The 17,832-nt window shown below is 73.5% G+C and carries 17 protein-coding genes; 6 read left to right on the top strand and 11 right to left on the bottom strand.

What is annotated here, in order from left to right:
* Positions 1 to 8 precede the first annotated feature (8 nt).
* The 6 genes from SM573_RS13410 to SM573_RS13385 all read right to left on the bottom strand — a co-directional run bounded on the left by SM573_RS13410 (position 9) and on the right by SM573_RS13385 (position 5,479).
* On the bottom strand, positions 9 to 434 hold the full coding sequence (locus tag SM573_RS13410) for a DUF4247 domain-containing protein (RefSeq protein WP_474616191.1): 426 nt from the start codon (positions 432 to 434) through the stop codon (positions 9 to 11).
* Positions 431 to 937 (bottom strand): DUF2617 family protein, encoded by a 507-nt coding sequence (locus tag SM573_RS13405; protein WP_474616190.1) that lies wholly within the window; start codon positions 935 to 937, stop codon positions 431 to 433. Before SM573_RS13405 ends, SM573_RS13410 begins: the two co-directional genes overlap by 4 nt.
* Positions 938 to 1,558: a DUF4178 domain-containing protein gene (locus SM573_RS13400; RefSeq protein ID WP_474616189.1), complete on the bottom strand. Its 621-nt coding sequence runs from the start codon at positions 1,556 to 1,558 to the stop codon at positions 938 to 940.
* A 108-nt stretch (positions 1,559 to 1,666) separates the two neighbouring features.
* Positions 1,667 to 2,050, bottom strand: a complete 384-nt coding sequence (locus SM573_RS13395) for a hypothetical protein (protein WP_474616188.1) — start codon at positions 2,048 to 2,050, stop codon at positions 1,667 to 1,669.
* A 99-nt stretch (positions 2,051 to 2,149) separates the two neighbouring features.
* Positions 2,150 to 4,741 (bottom strand): ATP-dependent chaperone ClpB, encoded by a 2,592-nt coding sequence (gene clpB, locus SM573_RS13390; RefSeq protein ID WP_474613289.1) that lies wholly within the window; start codon positions 4,739 to 4,741, stop codon positions 2,150 to 2,152.
* Positions 4,742 to 4,825: 84 nt separating this feature from the next.
* Entirely contained in the window at positions 4,826 to 5,479 is a 654-nt protein-coding gene (locus SM573_RS13385; RefSeq protein WP_474613290.1) for a TetR/AcrR family transcriptional regulator, read from the bottom strand.
* Positions 5,480 to 5,562: 83 nt separating this feature from the next.
* Between SM573_RS13385 and SM573_RS13380 the strand changes: the two genes are divergently transcribed.
* The 4 genes from SM573_RS13380 (at position 5,563) to SM573_RS13365 (ending at position 9,179) form a co-directional block, all read left to right on the top strand.
* Positions 5,563 to 6,699 carry an epoxide hydrolase family protein gene (locus SM573_RS13380; protein WP_474613291.1) on the top strand — a complete coding sequence of 379 codons (1,137 nt, stop codon included), beginning with the start codon at positions 5,563 to 5,565 and terminating at the stop codon, positions 6,697 to 6,699.
* A gap of 154 nt (positions 6,700 to 6,853) precedes the next feature.
* Positions 6,854 to 7,354, top strand: a complete 501-nt coding sequence (locus SM573_RS13375; protein ID WP_474613292.1) for a cation:proton antiporter regulatory subunit — start codon at positions 6,854 to 6,856, stop codon at positions 7,352 to 7,354.
* Positions 7,355 to 7,361: 7 nt separating this feature from the next.
* Positions 7,362 to 8,567 (top strand): cation:proton antiporter, encoded by a 1,206-nt coding sequence (locus SM573_RS13370; protein ID WP_474613560.1) that lies wholly within the window; start codon positions 7,362 to 7,364, stop codon positions 8,565 to 8,567.
* 180 nt (positions 8,568 to 8,747) lie between these two features.
* Complete coding sequence (locus SM573_RS13365; protein WP_474613293.1) at positions 8,748 to 9,179, top strand: hypothetical protein; 432 nt, start codon at positions 8,748 to 8,750, stop codon at positions 9,177 to 9,179.
* A 131-nt stretch (positions 9,180 to 9,310) separates the two neighbouring features.
* Here the strand turns inward: SM573_RS13365 and SM573_RS13360 are convergent, their stop codons facing one another.
* From SM573_RS13360 to dnaK, 5 genes are all read right to left on the bottom strand, one after another.
* Positions 9,311 to 9,514, bottom strand: coding sequence for a hypothetical protein (locus tag SM573_RS13360; protein ID WP_474613294.1), 204 nt, complete (start codon positions 9,512 to 9,514; stop codon positions 9,311 to 9,313).
* A 135-nt stretch (positions 9,515 to 9,649) separates the two neighbouring features.
* Positions 9,650 to 10,093, bottom strand: a complete 444-nt coding sequence (locus SM573_RS13355) for a heat shock protein transcriptional repressor HspR (protein ID WP_474613295.1) — start codon at positions 10,091 to 10,093, stop codon at positions 9,650 to 9,652.
* A gap of 29 nt (positions 10,094 to 10,122) precedes the next feature.
* Entirely contained in the window at positions 10,123 to 11,304 is a 1,182-nt protein-coding gene (gene dnaJ / locus SM573_RS13350; protein WP_474616187.1) for a molecular chaperone DnaJ, read from the bottom strand.
* 85 nt (positions 11,305 to 11,389) lie between these two features.
* Positions 11,390 to 12,145, bottom strand: a complete 756-nt coding sequence (gene grpE, locus SM573_RS13345) for a nucleotide exchange factor GrpE (protein WP_474613297.1) — start codon at positions 12,143 to 12,145, stop codon at positions 11,390 to 11,392.
* A gap of 47 nt (positions 12,146 to 12,192) precedes the next feature.
* Positions 12,193 to 14,049: a molecular chaperone DnaK gene (gene dnaK, locus SM573_RS13340; protein ID WP_474613298.1), complete on the bottom strand. Its 1,857-nt coding sequence runs from the start codon at positions 14,047 to 14,049 to the stop codon at positions 12,193 to 12,195.
* Between the two features lie 195 nt (positions 14,050 to 14,244).
* Between dnaK and SM573_RS13335 the strand changes: the two genes are divergently transcribed.
* A complete protein-coding gene (locus SM573_RS13335; protein WP_474616186.1) occupies positions 14,245 to 16,059 on the top strand; it encodes an ABC transporter in 1,815 nt (604 codons plus the stop codon).
* A gap of 73 nt (positions 16,060 to 16,132) precedes the next feature.
* Entirely contained in the window at positions 16,133 to 17,800 is a 1,668-nt protein-coding gene (locus SM573_RS13330; protein ID WP_474616359.1) for a GTPase, read from the top strand.
* The last annotated feature ends 32 nt before the right edge of the window (positions 17,801 to 17,832 follow it).

Genomic DNA, 17,832 nt, shown 5'->3' with positions numbered 1-17,832 from the left:
GCCGAGAGCTACTTGCCGGAGCCGGGACCGCCGCCGCGCACCGTGCTGCCACGTCCCCATCCCCAGTAGGAACCGACCGTGGAGTGGTAGCGCGGGTAGGCGGTGGTGAGTCGCTCGAGCAGGATCACCGAGCCGGTGGCGCTCGGCAGGATGACCACCGAGTCGTCGTCGTACCGCAGGTAGACCCCGCTGGCGTCGACGTACTGGTCGGCCGGCTGCCAGGCGTCCGTGATCTCCTTCGCCACCTGGCTCGGCGTACGGGCGGAGGTGTAGGCGACCGCCTCCCGCCCGATGTCCCGACCGGGGTCACGGGTGTAGCGGTCCTCGACGTAGCCGCGCGGGGAGAAGTTGCCGTAGAAGATCGCGAAGGCGGCGACCAGCGCGCCGATCACCGCGAAGGCCGCTCCCACCACGAACCACCGTCGGTACGTCATCGCAGCGCCACCACCGTCTCGGTCAGGACCAGCTCGTTCGTCTGCGGATAGGCGTGCCAGGTCCGCCAGGCCACCGTGCCGTCCGGCGGCCGCGGCCGGACGGCGAGCGCCGTCACCGCGTCGGGGTCGCCCGGGAACACGCCCACCAGGGCGTACGGGTCGTCGGCCAGCTCCGCGCGGAGCGCGGCGACCCGCGCGCGCAGGTCGCCGCCGGACGGCCGGAGCACGGTCGCGGCGAACCGGTAGCCGCCGTCCTCGTCGAGCACCGTGGCGGGAAGCTCGGGCGGCCGGCCGGGCACACAGGCCACGGTCTCGGTGAGCGCCGCGTCACCCGCGCGCAGCACCACCTGGTGCGAGGCGCCGAGCAGCCGCAACTCCAGCCGGACCGGGCCGGGCAGGGCGAGGTCGAGCACGTGCAGCGCGGGTCGTTCGGGGTCGTCGAGGGTGAGGCTGAGGTCGGCCGCGCTCGTGTCGACGTACGGGGCGTCCAGGGTGACCAGCACTCAGTGCTCCTCCGCCTGCGGGTAGATCATCACCTCGGCGCGGTGCAGCACCTCGCCCCGGGCGACCTCCCAGCCCGCCTCGCCGTACGCCTCGAAGGAGAGCCGCGCCCCGCCGGGCGCCTGGTAGTCGTGGTACCGCATCGTGCCGGTCGGCGCGAGGCCGGTGGTGCCGGTGGCGGTGTACCGCGCCTGCCCGGACTCCTGCCAGGAGTAGCGGCGGCCCGCGAAGTCGATGGTCGGGGCGCCCGGGGTGACGGTGGCGCCCGGCTCGGCGGCCCAGAGCACCAGTTCCAGCTCGGGATCCTCCTCGACGGAGAGCCAGCGCCGGACGCCCTCCGCGTCGTCGAGCAGGTGCTCGGCCCAGCTCCAGCCGCCCTCGACCAGCCGGACCGTGCCGCGTACCAGATAGGACACCTGGCGGATCTCCACGACGTCGCCGGGTCGCAGGCGCCGGGGGTCGCCGCGCAGCGCGTCGGCGTCGCGGTCCCGCAACGGGTCGGCCGGTGCCGTGCCCGTCGGCCGCCGCCGGGACCGGCGCACGGCCAGCACGGCCACCACCACCCCGGCCACCCCGACCAGACAGCCCACCGCCGTCACCAGGTACGCCACCCACCCGTTCACCGACCACCCTCCCCGGTACGTCGGCGCAGACGGTAACAACCCCGCGCACCTGGGGATTCGCGCAGACCACCGGGTGAGCGGCCGGTCACCCGCCGCAGCGCGGACGGGTCAGGACCGGGCGAGGCGTTCGACGGCGTACTCGCCCAGCGTGGTCCGGCCCAACACGCAGCCGTGGTAGGTGGTGAACTCGCCCGGATCGCCGCGCAGCGTCGTCCACGCGGCCCGGGCGGCCGCCGGGTCGACCCGTTCCAGCAGCGTGGCCGCGTACGCCCGGCCGGCCGGCGATCCGTCGGCGAGCAGCCGGTCGAGGTGTTCGCGGACGTCCTCGGGGTGGTCGGCCAGCGCGGCCTCCACCTGCTGGTACGCCTCGGTCACCGGGAGCACCGTCCCGGCGAACCCGACCCCTCCGAAGGCGAGGGTGTCGGCCCGCGACAGCTCCTCGACCGCGCGTCGCAGACCCGCACCCGCCCGCCGCTTTCCGAACCCGACCATGCCTCTTCCTTTCCCCCTCGCGCCGGCTGTCCACCTCGTGGCCGGGAGGTTCGCGTCCGGGGACGCGAACCTCCCGGCCGAGCGGAGGAGGAGCGGCGATCAGGCCGGCGTCACCGTCAGGGCTTCCCTGGTGGGCGCCAGGTCGACCTTGACCGTCTGACCGTCGCGGATCTGGCCCGCCAGCAGGGCCCGGGCGAGCTGGTCGCCGATGGCGGACTGCACGAGCCGGCGCAGCGGGCGGGCGCCGTAGATCGGGTCGTATCCGTGCTCGGCCAGCCACTCGCGGGCCGCGTCGGTGATGTCGAGGCCCAGCCGGCGGTCGGCCAGCCGCTTCCGCATCCGGGAGAGCTGGATGTCCACGATGGCCCGCAGGTCGTTGCCGCCGAGCGCGGCGAAGACCACCACGTCGTCGAGCCGGTTGAGGAACTCCGGCTTGAAGTGCGAGCGGACCACGGCGAGCACGCCCTCCCGACGCTGCTCCTCGGTGACCGTGAGGTCGCTGATCACCGACGACCCGAGGTTCGAGGTGAGGATCAGGATGGTGTTGCGGAAGTCCACCGTCCGGCCCTGGCCGTCGGTGAGCCGCCCGTCGTCGAGCACCTGGAGCAGGATGTCGAAGACGTCGGGGTGGGCCTTCTCGACCTCGTCCAGCAGGATCACCGAGTACGGCCGGCGGCGCACCGCCTCGGTGAGTTGGCCGCCCTCCTCGTAGCCGACGTAGCCGGGCGGGGCGCCGACCAGGCGGGCGACGGAGTGCTTCTCGCCGTACTCGCTCATGTCGATGCGGACCATGGCCCGCTCGTCGTCGAAGAGGAACTCGGCGAGGGCCTTCGCCAGCTCCGTCTTGCCGACACCGGTGGGGCCGAGGAAGAGGAAGCTGCCGGTCGGCCGGTCGGGGTCGGCGACACCGGCGCGGGCCCGGCGTACGGCGTCGGAGACCGCGGCGACGGCCTCCGGCTGGCCGACGACCCGGGAGCCGAGCGACTCCTCCATCCGCAGCAGCTTGGCCGTCTCGCCCTCCAGCAGCCGGCCGGCGGGGATGCCCGTCCAGGAGGCGACCACGGCGGCGATGTCGTCCGCGCCGACCTCCTCCTTCAGCATCGCGCCGTCGGCCTGGAGGCGGGCCAGCTCCTCCTCCGCCTTCGCCAGGTCGGCCTTCAGCTCCGGGATCCGGCCGTACCGCAGCTCGGCGGCGCGTTCCAGCTCACCGTCGCGCTCGGCCCGCTCCGCCTCGCCACCGAGCCGCTCCAGCTCCTCCTTGGCGGTGGAGAGCTTGGTGATGTGGTCCTTCTCCAGCTTCCAGCGGTCGGAGAGCGCGGTGAGCTGCTCACGCTTGTCGGCCAGTTCGCGGCGCAGCCGCTCCAGCCGCTCGGCGGAGGCGTCGTCCGGCTCCTTCGCGAGCGCCATCTCCTCGATCTCCAGCCGGCGCACCGCGCGCTCGATCTCGTCCACCTCGACCGGCCTCGAGTCGATCTCCATGCGCAGCCGGGACGCGGACTCGTCGACCAGGTCGATCGCCTTGTCGGGGAGGAAGCGGTCGGTGATGTAGCGGTCGGAGAGGGTGGCGGCCGCGACCAGGGCGGCGTCGGTGATGCGGACGCCGTGGTGCACCTCGTAGCGCTCCTTGAGCCCGCGCAGGATGCCGATGGTGTCCTCGATGGTCGGCTCGCCGACCAGCACCGGCTGGAAGCGCCGCTCCAGCGCCGGGTCCTTCTCGATGTGCTCGCGGTACTCGTCCAGCGTGGTCGCGCCGACCATGCGCAGCTCACCGCGGGCGAGCATCGGCTTGAGCATGTTGCCGGCGTCCATCGAGCCCTCGCCCTTGCCGGCGCCGACCACGGTGTGCAGCTCGTCGAGGAACGTGATGACCTGCCCGTCCGAGTTCTTGATCTCCTCCAGGACGGACTTCAGCCGCTCCTCGAACTGCCCCCGGTACGACGCACCGGCCACCATGGCGCCCAGGTCGAGCGAGACGAGCTTCTTGTTCCGGAGCGACTCGGGCACGTCACCGGCGACGATCCGCTGGGCCAGGCCCTCGACGATCGCGGTCTTGCCGACGCCCGGCTCACCGATCAGGACCGGGTTGTTCTTGGTACGCCGGGACAGCACCTGGATCACCCGGCGGATCTCCGAGTCCCGCCCGATGACCGGGTCGATGCGGCCCTCCCGGGCCCGCTCGGTCAGGTCGACGCCGTACTTGGCCAGCGCCTGGTACGTCTGCTCCGGGTCGGCGGTGGTCACCCGCCGGTCGCCGCCGCGGACGGTCGGGAAGGCGGCGACCAGGTTCTCCTCGGTGGCGCCGGCGGTCTTCAGGGCGCTCGCCACCGCGCCGCCCACCCGGGCGAGGCCGGCCAGCAGGTGCTCGGTGGAGGTGTACTCGTCGCCCAGCGGGCGGGCGATCTGCTCGGCGGCGCCGATGGCGTTGACGAACTCGCGGGCCAGGGTCGGCTCGGCGATGCTGGAGCCGCGGGCGGCGGGCAGGGCGTCGACCGCGCGCTGGGCGACCCGGCGCAGCTCGGCGGGGTCGGCCCCGACGGCGCGCAGCAGGCCACCGGCGGTCGAGCCCTCGGTGTCCAGCAGTGACAGCAACAGGTGCCAGGGCTCCACGGTGGCGTGGCCGCGCTGGTTCGCCAGCGCGACGGCACCGGTGATGGTCTCGCGGCTCTTGGTGGTGAGACGTTCCGTGTTCATGACTCCCCCGGATCGACAGGTCCGCTAGGAAGGACACAACCAGAGTTGAGCCTATTCCGCTCAACCCTGGCGGTGTGACCCCGATCACCCACGCCGTCGCCAGCGCCAGTCGAACTCGCCCGGCGCGGGTGGCGGCCCGGGCAGCGGCTCGCGGCCCGGCCCGGCGGACAGGCCGGCGAGCAGCACCGCGAGCTGCCGCCGGCGCAGCTGCCGGGTGCGCTCCGGATCCGGCACGCGCACCGCGGCGCACGCCTCCAGCAGCAGCCCGACGTCCTGCACGACCAGATCGGGCCGGAGCCGCCCGTCGTCCCGGGCACGCTCGACCAGCGCGGCGGTGAGTTCGTTCGCCCGCACCGCGTCCCGGCCCATCTCCTCGGTAGGGGTGAACGTGCCGGCCAGGTGCACGGTCAGCGAGTGCACGTCGGCATCGACCACCCGCTCCAGGAAGCCGGCGAAGGCGCGCCATCCGTCCGTGTCGGCGAGCGCCGTCTCGGCCTCGGTCACGTACCGCCGCAGGCCGTCGCGGCAGAGCGTGCGGAGGAGTTCCTCCTTGCCCGCGTAGCGCCGGTAGAGGGCGCTGATGCCGACTCCGGCACGCTCGGCGACGGCCGCGATCGGCGCCTTCGGGTCGTCGAGGAAGACGGCGCGGGCCGCGTCGAGGATCACCTCGTCGTTGCGGGCCGCCTGCGCGCGGCGGCCGGCGAGGGGCGGGGTGGTCTTTCCGGTCGGGCTCGACATGGATCGACGATAACACTGGAACGGATCGTTCCGCTCTGTTACTGTCGAGCGGAACGAAGCATTCCGTTCTGAAGGAGCGAGAGATGACCGGCACCGCGATCCGTCCGTTCCGCGCCGAGGTCCCGCAGGCCGCGCTCGACGACCTCACCGACCGGCTGCGCCGCACCATCTGGCCCGCCGAGCTGCCCGACGCCGGCTCCGCGTACGGCATGCCCTCTGCCCGGGTCCGCGACCTCGCCACCCGGTGGCTGGAGACGTTCGACTGGCGGGCGGTCGAGGCCCGGCTGAACGACCACCCGCAGTTCGTCACCGAGATCGACGGCGAGCAGATCCATTTCCTGCACGTCCGATCCGCCCGGCCGGACGCCGTGCCGCTCGTGCTCACCCACGGCTGGCCCGGGTCGGTCATCGAGTACCTCGACGTGATCGAGCCGCTCACCGCGCCGGCCGACCCCGCGGCGCCCGCATTCCACCTGGTGATCCCGTCGCTGCCGGGTTTCGGGTTCTCCGGGCCGACCCGCAGCGCCGGCTGGAACCGCTGGCGCACGGCCCGGGCCTGGGCCGAGCTGATGAGCCGGCTCGGGTACGAGCGGTACGGCGCGGTCGGCAACGACGGGGGCTCGCTCGTCTCACCGGAGGTCGGCCGGATCGACCCCGAACACGTGCTCGGGGTGCACGTCACCCAGCTGTTCTCGTTCCCGTCCGGCGACCCGGCCGAGTTCGCCGGGCTGTCCGAGGCCGACCAGGCGGCACTGCGGCACCTCCAGTGGTTCTACGAGAACAAGTTCTCCTTCAACCAGGTGCACAGCCAGCAACCGCAGACCCTGGCCTACGCGCTGGCCGACTCGCCGGTCGGGCTGCTCGCGTGGAACGCGCAGCTCTTCGACGAGGGCCTCGACGCCGACTTCATCCTGGCCAACGTCGCGCTCTACTGGCTCACCGGCACGGCCGCCTCGGCGATGCGGTTCTACTGGGAGGACGCGCACGCCGGTGACACCCCGACCGGTCCGACCACCGTGCCGACCGCGCTGGCCATGTTCCCCGGCGACTTCCAGTCGATCCGCCGGTTCGCCGAGCGGGACCACGCCGCCATCGTGCGGTGGACGGCGTACGACACGGACGTCGACGGACGTGGTGACGTCGGCGGCCACTACGCGGCCCACCAGGTCCCCGAGGTGCTCGTGAAGGACATCCAGGAGTTCTTCGCCGGCCTCCGCTGATCCGCCGAGCTGTCCGGACCCGCCGCCCGGTCGCCCACCTCTCGGAAGGTGGGCGACCGGTGAGGTCGATCACCGGCACCCGCGGCGGTGTGCCGGGATAGGCCGTGGTCACGGTACGAGCATCGACGCGAGTGAACGCGGTAGCGTTGAGCGGGTGCGAGTACGAGTCGAACAGACCGCGCTGCCGGGAATCGGCGTACGTCACGACCTGGTGACGGAGTCCGGGCGCCGGGTGGGCGTGGTCTCCCACCGAAACGGTCGTCGCGACCTCGTCCTGTACGACCCGGACGACCCCGATTCCTGCCAGGCCGACATCCCGCTGACCGACGACGAGGCCGAGGCGCTGGCCGACATCCTCGGCGCGTCGCTGATGCTCGGTCAGCTCTCCGGGCTGCGGGAGCAGGCCGCCGGGCTGCTCACCGAGCAGATCGCCATTCCGGCCGGCTCGCCGTACGTCAACCGGAAGCTCGGCGACACCAAGGCCCGCACCAAGACCGGAGCGTCGATCGTGGCGGTGCTGCGCCAGGGTGAGGTGATCGTCTCGCCGGACCCGGCCTTCCGCTTCGCGGCCGGTGATGTGGTGGTCGTGGTCGGGACCCGCCAGGGTCTCGACGGGGTGACCGCCATCCTCGCCGACAGTGACCCGGACGGCTGAGGCGAGGATGCACGAGACCAACACACTGCTCATAGAGGTCGGCGCGCTGCTCTTCCTGCTGGGTCTTCTCGGCCGGTTGAGCCGCCGGATCGGCCTGTCGCCCATCCCGCTCTACCTGCTCGCCGGCCTCGCGTTCGGGCACGGCGGGCTGCTGCCCCTCAACGCCAGCGAGGAGTTCTTCGCCGTCGGCGCCGAGATCGGCGTGATCCTGCTGCTGGTGATGCTCGGTCTGGAGTACTCGGCCAACGAGCTCGTCGGCAACCTCCGGTCGGCGGCCCCGGCCGGGCTGATCGACGGACTGCTCAACGCGCTACCCGGCGCCGCCTTCGCGCTGCTGCTCGGCTGGGACTGGGTGGCCGCGCTCGTGCTCGCCGGCATCACCTGGGTCTCCTCGTCCGGAGTGATCGCCAAGGTCCTCGGCGACCTGGGCCGCCTGGGTAACCGGGAGACTCCCGTGATCCTCTCGGTCCTCGTCATCGAGGACCTGGCCATGGCCCTCTACCTGCCGCTGGTGACCGCCGTCCTGGCCGGGACCGGCCTGATGGGCGGCGGCATCGCGCTCACCGTCGCGGTCGCCACGGTCCTGGTGGTGCTGGTGGTCGCCATCCGCTACGGCGGGGCGATCTCCACCTTCATGTCCGCGAAGGACGCCGAGGCGTTGCTGCTCGGGGTGCTCGGCATGACCCTCCTGGTGGCCGGCTTCGCCGCCGAGCTCCAGGTGTCGGCCGCCGTCGGCGCGTTCCTGGTCGGCATCGCGCTCTCCGGGCCGGTCGCGCACCACGCGACCGAACTGCTGAGCCCGCTGCGGGACCTCTTCGCGGCGGTGTTCTTCGTCTTCTTCGGGTTGACGACCGATCCGCGGGAGATGCCGCCGGTGCTGCTGCCGGCGATCGCCTTGGCGATCATCACGATGGCGACGAAGACCCTCACGGGCTATCTGGCCGCGCGCCGGGTCGGCATCGCCGAGCCGGGCCGCTGGCGGGCCGGCCTCGCGCTCGTCCCACGGGGTGAGTTCTCCATCGTCATCGCCGGGCTCGCGGTCACGGCCGGCAGCGTCGAGCCACAGCTCGCCGCGCTCGCCACGGCGTACGTGCTCATCACCGTGGTGACCGGGCCGCTGCTCGCCCGCCTGCCCGACACCGCGTGGTTCAAGCGCTGGTTGCGCCGCCGCGCGAGCGTCCAACGGCGGGAGCCCGCGCCGGTCGCGGATTGACGCTGGCCATCGCCCTTGCGGGCCGGGTCGGCCGTATGGTCGACCCGGCCCGGCCAACGGTCGGGCAATTGCTCCCTGGAGGGTCTACCGCTACTCGCCGGTACCGCGTTACCGTGTCGCCCCAGCAGCCAGGTCCGCGGGTGGCCGAGCCAACTGTGGGCGCGATCGGAAGGTTGGCCGGTGAGCGTGCAGCAGTCGACGTTCCACGGCTTCGCCAACCCCGTCGACCCGTCGCCGGCGGAGTTGCGCGCGTGGGCCTACCACCCCGACTCGGTGCCGTTGGCCTCGATGCCGCCCGACTGGGATCTGCTGGTCTCGGGTGACCGGCTGGTGATGACGCTCTTCGACCTGGCGATGGACCCGTCCTGCCCGGCGCGCCGGTTCGCCCTGCACTGCCTCTACATCTACGCCGCCGACGGCATCCGGACTAACTTCCGCGCCCACCCCAAGCGCCGCTTCCGCAAGCTCGTCGAGCAGGCCGAGAAGAACGGCGACGAGCTGATGCGCGTCTGGGCGCACAACAGCCGGGTGCTGCTGGCCCGGCCGGAGCTCTTCGTCTACCGGGACTGGTGCGAGGGCGGCCTGGTGCGGGAGAACCGCCGCATCGCCTGAGCACGGTCGCGCCGGGGATCGCCACCGCACCGGCCGCGCCGCGCGGGACGAGCCCGGCGCCGCCGACCGGCGCGAACGGCGAACGAGCCGGGACCCCCCGTGGGTCCCGGCCCGCACGTCGGCGCACGGTCTCAGCCCCGTCCGCCCGGCTCCCGCTGTCGAATCTCCGCCCGCTCGCCGTCCGTTCCCTGGTCCGGGCCGGCGAAGCGACCCGCCGTCACGATGTCGCCGAACGTTCTCCTGGTGACGTCCTCGAACCGGGTCCGCACCGTCTCGGCGACGGCGTCGAGCCGGCCCTCCACCTGTTGAGCAACCTGCCGCGCCGCCTCCGTCATCGCTCCCCCTGCCATGCCGGTAGGTCCGGATTGAGCGGAAAGGACCTCATTCGCAGGTTAACGTGAACGGCCCGGCCCCCGCCGGGAAACCCAGCGAGCGGGCCGGGCCGTGAAGCTCCGGACGGGAGGGTCGGGTCAGCGGTCGGGGCCGCGGCGCGGCCGCCACACCACCAGCGCCGTCGAGGTGCGGTTGGTGGGCACCAGGTCGCGGCCCGGGAAGCGGACGATCGCCTCCAGCTCCGCGATCCGGCGGTACGCGGCGTCCAGCTCCGCCTCCAGCCGGGCGACCCGTTGCTGGGCCTCCTCGAGGAGGCGTTCCAGACCGATGATGCGCTTCACCCCGGCGAGGTTGATGCCGTCGTCCTGGCTGAGCCGCTGCACCTCGCGCAGCAGCACCACGTCCCGGACGCTGTAGCGGCGACCACCCCCCGCCGCACGCCCGGCCTGCACCAGGCCGAGCCGGTCGTACTGGCGCAGCGTCTGCGGGTGCATGCCCGCCATCCGCGCCGCGACCGAGATCATCAGGACCTTGGCCTCGTAGGCAGGGTCATCCGGCGAAGCGGCGTACCCGTCCGACATCCTGCTCACCTCCGCGTCCATTCACCGCGTCAACCGACTCGACGCACCCGTGCGTCGAGATGTTCCCGAGCCGCCGGCGGCGTCTGCTCGGCGAACGTCTCCAGCGCCGCCCGCGCCTCGTCCGACAGCCGCGCGGGCACCACCACGTCCAGTGTCACCAGCAGGTCGCCCGCCTGCCCGTCCCGGCGGACCACACCCTTGCCGCGAGCCCGCAGGATCCGCCCGCTCGGCGTGCCCGGCGGGACGCGCAGCGTCACCGCGCCGTCGAGCGTGGGCACCCGCAGGTCCGTGCCGAGCACGGCCTCCGCGAAGGTGATCGGCACGGTCAGCGTCAGGTCGTCACCGCTGCGGCCGAACAGCTCGTCGGGCCGGACCTTCACGTGGACGAAGAGGTCGCCGGCCGGGCCGCCCCGCTCACCCGGCTCGCCCCTCCCGGCCAGCCGGATCCGCTGGCCGTCGGCCACCCCGGCGGGGAACCGGACGTTGAGGGTCCGGGTCTTGGTGACCCCACCGGTGCCGTGGCACTCCGGGCACTTCTCCTCGACGATCGTCCCGACGCCCTGGCAGTTACGGCACGGCTCGGAGAAGCTGAACGAACCCTGGTTGCGCGTGGTCACCCCGGCGCCGTGGCAGACCGGGCAGGTGCGCGGCTGCGTGCCGGGCTTCGCCCCGTTGCCGTGGCAGGTGTCGCAGACACCCGGCGCACGCAGGGTGAGCGGCAGGGTGACGCCCCGCACTGCGTCGCCGAAGTCGAGCGCGACCTCGGTCTCCACGTCCCGCCCGCGGGCCGGACCGCGCGGCGCCGTGGCGCCGGCCGCCCCGCCGTTGAAGATCGAACTGAACAGGTCGGAGAAGCCGGCGCCACCGAAGCGCCGGTCTCCACCACCGGCCGCGCCCCCGAACAGGTCGGAGACGTCGAACGGCATGCCCCCCGGCTGGCCCGCGCCCCGGGCGCCGCGCCGGAACGCCCCCGAGCCGAAGAGCGAGCGCATCTCGTCGTACTCCCGGCGGCGGCCGGGGTCCGACAGCACGTTGTACGCCTCGGACGCGGCCTTGAACCGCTCCTCGGCCTTCGGATCACCCGGGTTGTGGTCCGGGTGCGACTCCCGGGCCAGCTTGCGGTACGCCTTCTTGATCTCGTCCGCGGAGGCGGTCTTGTCGACGCCGAGCACGGCGTAGAAGTCCTTCTCGATCCAGTCCTTGGAACTCACCGGTCCACCCCCTCCCGACCGTCCCGTCCGGGTCGCCCCGCCCGCCGCGATGCGGCGGGCGGGGCGACCGGATCACTGCTTGGCACTACTCCGGGTCCGCGACCGCGACCAGCGCCGGCCGCAGCAGGCGCTCACCGAGCTGGTAACCGCGCCGCATGACCTGCACGCAGGTCGGCTCGGTCACCTCGGCCGAGGTCTGGTGGGCCACCGCCTCGTGCCGGGTCGGGTCGAACGGGTCGCCCTGTTCGCCGAACGGGGTCAACCCGAACTTTCCGAGCGCCGTGGTGAGCTGCTCCGCCACCGATCCGAACGGCCCGACCAGGTCCCCGTGTTCCCGGGCCCGGTCCAGGTCGTCCAGGATCGGCAGCAGCGCGGCGAGCACCGTGCCGGTCGCCTGCTCGGCGACCGTGGCCCGGTCCCGCTCGACCCGCTTGCGGTAGTTGGCGTACTCCGCCGTCACCCGCTGCAGGTCCCGGGTCCGCTCGTCCAGGTCGGAGCGCAGCGCCTCCAGCTCGGCACCGAGGGTGGAGCTGGTGGCGGCGTCCACCGGTTCGGCGGGCGCGTCCACCACCGGCGGGCCGTCGGGGAGGGCCCCGTCGACCGTGCCGGCCTCGACCTCGATCTCGTCCACCACGACCTCGGCGTCCTCGACGAGGCCCTCCGCCGGAACGTCCGCCCCGGCGTCGGCGGCGGTCCCCTCCGGCTCGGCGGGCTGGTTGATCTTGCGGTTGTTGCGGATGACGACCCGCGGCGCGTCACCGGTGGCCGGCTCGGCGGGCGCGGAGCCACCCGGCGCCGAACCGGTGTCGCCCGGGTCGGCGGCTCGTGGCTTCTCCGTCATGCGGCTACCTCATCCCTTCGCCGTGAGTCCGTGTCGGGGGCGGAACGTCACTTCTTGTCCTCGTCCACGATCTCGGCGTCGACGACGTCGTCGGGACCGCCGGCCTGGGTGCCGCCGGTCGCCCCGGCGCCCGGGCCGGCCTGGCCGCCCGCCGGGCCCTGCTCGGACTGCTGCTGCGAGTAGAGCAGCGAACCGGCCTGCTGGGAGACCTGCGCCAGCCGCTCGTGCGCCGACTTGATCTTCTCGATGTCCTGGCCGCCGAGTGCGCTGCGCAGCTCGCCGAGCGCCTCGTTGAGCTGGTCGCGGTTCTCCGCGGGCAGCTTGTCGCCGCTCTCGGCGAGGAACTTCTCGGTCTGCCACTGGAGCGCCTCGGCCAGGTTGCGGGTCTCGGCCTCGTCGCGGCGGCGCTTGTCCTCCTCCGCGTGCTCCTCGGCGTCCCGGCGCATGCGCTCGATGTCATCCTTCGGCAGCGAGGAGCCGCCGGTGATGGTCATCTTCTGCTCCTTGCCGGTGCCGAGGTCCTTCGCGTGGACGTTCACGATGCCGTTCGCGTCGATGTCGAAGGTGACCTCGATCTGCGGCACGCCGCGCGGCGCCGGCGGGAGGCCGGTCAGCTCGAAGGTGCCGAGCTTCTTGTTGTAGGCCGCGATCTCCCGCTCGCCCTGGAAGACCTGGATCAGCACCGACGGCTGGTTGTCGTCGGCCGTGGTGAAGACCTCGGAGCGCTTCGTCGGGATGGTGGTGTTGCGCTCGATCAGCTTGGTGAAGATGCCGCCCTTGGTCTCGATGCCCAGGCTCAGCGGGGTCACGTCGAGCAGCAGGACGTCCTTGACCTCACCCTTGAGCACACCCGCCTGCAGGGCGGCACCGACGGCGACGACCTCGTCGGGGTTCACGCCCTTGTTGGGCTCCTTGCCGGTGAGCTGCTTGACCAGGTCGGTCACGGCCGGCATACGGGTCGAGCCGCCGACGAGGATCACGTGGTCGATGTCCGAGATCTTGATCCCGGCGTCCTTCACGGCCTGCTCGAACGGACCCTTGCAGCGGTCCAGCAGGTCCTGCGTCATCCGCTGGAACTCGGCGCGGCTCAGCGTCACGTCCAGGTGCAGCGGGCCGGAGGCACCAGCCGTGATGTACGGCAGGTTGATGTTGGTGGTGGTGGCGGCGGACAGCTCGATCTTGGCCTTCTCGGCGGCCTCCTTGAGCCGCTGCATGGCCATCTTGTCCTGCGCGAGGTCGATGCCGTGCTCACCGCGGAACGTCTTGACCAGGTGGTCGATGATCCGCTGGTCCCAGTCGTCACCACCGAGGTTGTTGTCACCGCTGGTCGACTTGACCTCGATGACGCCCTCGGCCAGCTCCAGCAGGGAGACGTCGAAGGTGCCACCGCCGAGGTCGAACACCAGGACGGTCTGCTCCTTGGAGCCCTTGTCCAGCCCGTACGCGAGGGCGGCCGCGGTCGGCTCGTTGACGATCCGCAGCACGTTGAAGCCGGCGATCTCACCGGCCTCCTTGGTCGCCTGCCGCTGGCCGTCGTTGAAGTAGGCCGGAACGGTGATCACCGCGTCGGTGATCTGCTCACCCAGGTACGCCTCGGCGTCCCGCTTGAGCTTCATCAGGGTCCGAGCGGAGATCTCCTGGGGGGTGTACTTCTTGCCGTCGATGTCCACCGACCAGTTGGTGCCGATCTCCCGCTTGACCGACCGGATCGTCCGGTCCGGGTTCGTCACCGCCTGACGCTTGGCGACCTCACCGACGAGCACCTCGCCGTTGCGGGCGAACGCGACGATCGACGGGGTCGTCCGCGAGCCCTCAGCGTTGGCGATGACGGTGGGCTCACCGCCCTCGAGAACGCTGACGCAGGAGTTCGTCGTGCCGAGGTCGATACCGACCGCACGTGCCATCTTCGCTTCCTCGCTTCGTAAAGGTTGAGCAGGTGACGGGCACCGCCCGCAGCGCACCCACCACAAGTTGAGTGGACTTGACTCAATAGTGCCACGGACCCGCAGATCGTCAAGTCGGGTTGAGCCGACCCGACGCAACCCCCCAATGCTACTGATCGGTTGTCTTCCCTTGCGTCGGTCGGGCACGCTTTAGCGGTGACGACGCACGGCGATCCCGCCACCCAGCCCGGCGCGCCCGCCGTCGCAGCCCGCACCGGCTCGCCGGACGCCGCGGAAGACCCGCCCGCCGCCAGTGGGGACGAGGGGCTCCCCGCCGCGCTGGACGCCCTGCGGGCCGCGATCGGGGCGGCCCGGTTCCCGCTGGCCCTGCCCTCGGCCGAGCCCGCCCGGCGGGCCGCCACCGCGCTCACCGACCAACTCGACGACTACGTGCTCCCCCGGCTCGCCCGGCTCGACGCACCCCTGCTGGTGGTGGTCGGCGGGTCCACCGGCGCGGGCAAGTCGACCCTCGTCAACAGCCTCGTCCAGGCCCGGGTGAGCGCCGCCGGCGTGCTCCGCCCGACCACCCGCTCACCGGTCCTGGTGTGCAGCCCGACCGACACCTCCTGGTTCCGGCAGGGGGAGCTGCTGCCCGGCCTCACCCGCACCAGCGAGCCGAGCGAGGACCCGCGCACCCTCCAGGTCGTCACCGCCCCGGCGCTCACCCCCGGGCTGGCCCTCCTCGACGCGCCGGACATCGACTCGGTGGTCGACGCCAACCGGGCGCTCGCCGGCCAGTTGCTCGCCGCGGCCGACCTCTGGCTGTTCGTCACGACCGCCGCCCGGTACGCCGACGCCGTCCCCTGGGAGCTGCTCCGCGGCGCCCGAGCCCGGGGCACCGTGATCGCCATGGTGCTCGACCGGGTGCCACCGGAGGCCGCCGAGGAGATCACCGCCCACCTCACCGAGATGCTCGCCGAACAGGGGCTCGACCAGGCGCCGCTCTTCGTGCTCCCGGAGACCTGGGTCGACGGGCAGGGGCTCCTGCCCGAGCGGGTCACCGCCCCGCTGGCCGGCTGGCTCAACCGGCTGGCCGCCGACGCCAACGCCCGCGCCGCCGTCGTCCGGCGGACCCTGGACGGGGCGCTGGCCGCGCTGCACCCGGCCGTCGCGGGGCTCGCCGACGCCGCCGAGGAGCAGACCGCGGCGGCCGACGCGCTCGACGAGCGCGTGCGGGCCGCGTACCGGGGGGCGCACCGGACGGTCGAGCAGGGGCTCAGCGACGGCCGCCTGCTCCGCGGCGAGGTGCTCGCCCGTTGGCAGGAGTTCGTCGGCACGGGCGAGTTCTTCCGCACCCTGGAGGCCCGGATCGGGCGGCTGCGCGACCGGGTGGTCGCCGCGCTCACCGGCCGCGTGGCCCCCGCCACCGAGCTGCGCACCGCGATCGAGTCCCAGCTGGTCACGCTGCTGCGCGGGGTGGCCGCGGAGGCGGCCGAGCTGGCCTACACCGGGTGGAAGGCGCACCCCGCCGGCGCGGCGCTGCTCGATCCCGCGCTCGCCCGCCCGGCCGACGACCTTCCCGAGCGGGCCGAGCGGCTGGTGCGCGACTGGCAGCGCGGCGTGCTGGAGCTGGTGCGCGCGGAGGGCGGCGACAAGCGGTTCGTGGCCCGCACGGCCGCGTACGCGGTGAACGCCACCGGCCTGGCCGTGATGATCGCCGTGTTCGCCTCGACCGCGTTCATCCCCACCGGGCTGGAGGTGGCCACCGGGGCGGGCACCACCGTCGCCGCGCAGGCCGTGCTTCAGGCGATCTTCGGTGACCAGGCGGTGCGTACCCTCGCCACCAAGGCCCGCGCCGACCTCCTGGACCGGGTGCGGGGCCTGCTGGACGAGGAGGCCGACCGCTACCTGACCCGCACGGCGCAGGCCCGGCCCGGCCCGGAGAGCGCCGACGCGCTGCGCCGCGCCGCCGACCGGGTGGAGGTCGCCCGGCGCGAGAGCGATCTGGCGACCGGCGGGGCCGAGCGGTGAGCGTGCTGGGCGCACAGGGTGGGCCGGCGGTCGCGGACGAGGGGCGGGTGCGGTGAGCAACGTGGTCGGCCGGATGCGTGAGGCGCTCCGGGGCGGCGACCAGCGGGTCGATCCGGACGCGCTGCTCGCCCGCCTGGACGCCGTGCGCCGATTCCTGGCCGCGGCGGACGGTCACCTGCCGGACGCGCAGCTCGTTCCGGCGCACACCCTGGTCGAGCGGGCCGGCACCCGGCTCGCCCTCTCCCGGGACCACACCGTGGTCGCCCTGGCGGGCGCCACCGGCAGCGGCAAGTCGAGCCTCTTCAACGCGCTGGCCCGGCTGGAGCTCTCCCCGGTCGGGGTCCGCCGCCCGACGACCGGGGTCGCCCACGCCTGCGTCTGGGGCCCGCAGGAGGCCGCGGCCCGGCTGCTCGACTGGATCGGCGTGCTGCCCCGGCACCGGTTCGTCCGGGAGAGCGCGCTGGACGCGGACGACGAGGCGTCCCTGCACGGCCTGGTCCTGCTGGACCTGCCGGACTTCGACTCGGTGCAGCGGTCCCACCGGCTGGAGGTCGACCGGCTGCTCGGCCTGGTCGACCTGGTGGTCTGGGTCGTCGACCCGCAGAAGTACGCCGACCGGGTCATCCACACCAGCTACCTGCGCGAGTTCCACCGCCACCGCGACGTGACGCTGGTCGTGCTCAACCAGGCCGACCGCCTCCCCCCGGCCGAGCTGCCCCGGGTCCTGGCCGACCTGCGCCGGCTGCTCGACGCCGACGGGCTCGACGGCGTGCCGCTGCTCGCCACCACCGCCACCGACCCGACGGGCATCGTCGACCTGCGCGGCGCGCTGGAGCGGACCGTCGCCGAGCGCCAGGCGGCCCTGCGCCGCCTCGCCGGGGACGTGGACACGGTGGTGACGGAGCTGGGCGAGCTGGTGGGCGCCGACCGCCCGGCCACCGGCCCGGACGACGCCACGGTCCGCGAGCTGACCCGGGCCCTCGCGGGCACGGCGGGGGTGCCGGCGGTCGCCGAGGCGACGCAGCAGGCGTACCGGCACCGGGCGGTGGCGAGCACCGGGTGGCCGCTGGTGCGGGGATGGCGACGGCTGCGGCCCGACCCGCTGCGCCGGCTGCACCTGCCGGGCACTCCCGGCGAGGCCACCGACCCCGCGGAGACGCTGGTCGCCGCGACCAGCGTGCCGGATCCGACCGCCGCCCAGCGTTCCGCGCTCGGGTTGGCCATCCGCGCGGTGGCCGACCGCGCCGCCGCCGAACTGCCCGCCGGCTGGCCGGCCGCCGTGACCGAGGCGGCCCGGTCACGCCTCGCCGACCTGCCGGACGCCCTGGACCGGGCGGTGGCCGCCACCGATCTCGGCCTGGGCCGCCGGCCGCTCTGGTGGCGGTTCGTCGGCGCCGGCCAGTGGCTGGTGACCCTGGCCGCGGTGGCCGGGCTGGGTTGGCTGGTGCTCGGGTACGCGCTGCGCGCCCTCGGCCTGCCCGAGCTGGACAACCCGACCGTGGGTGTGGTGCCGCTGCCCACCCTGCTGCTCCTCGGCGGTCTCCTCGCCGGGCTGCTGCTCGCCGTGCTGACCCGTCCCGTCGTCCGCTGGGCGGCCGTCCGGGCCCGGCGCCGCGCCGAGCAGCGGCTCCACGCGGCGGTGGCCGTCGTGGGTGAGGAGTACGTGCTCGCCCCGGTCCGGGTCGTTCTGGCGCGGTACGCCGAGGCGGGCGACGCGCTGCGGGACGCCGCCCGCCGCTGACCGCCCGGTTCGCTACCGCTGTCCGCCGCGCC

The organism is Micromonospora xinjiangensis (genome assembly GCF_056150165.1).
This window is presented reverse-complemented; position numbering and strand designations above follow the sequence as displayed.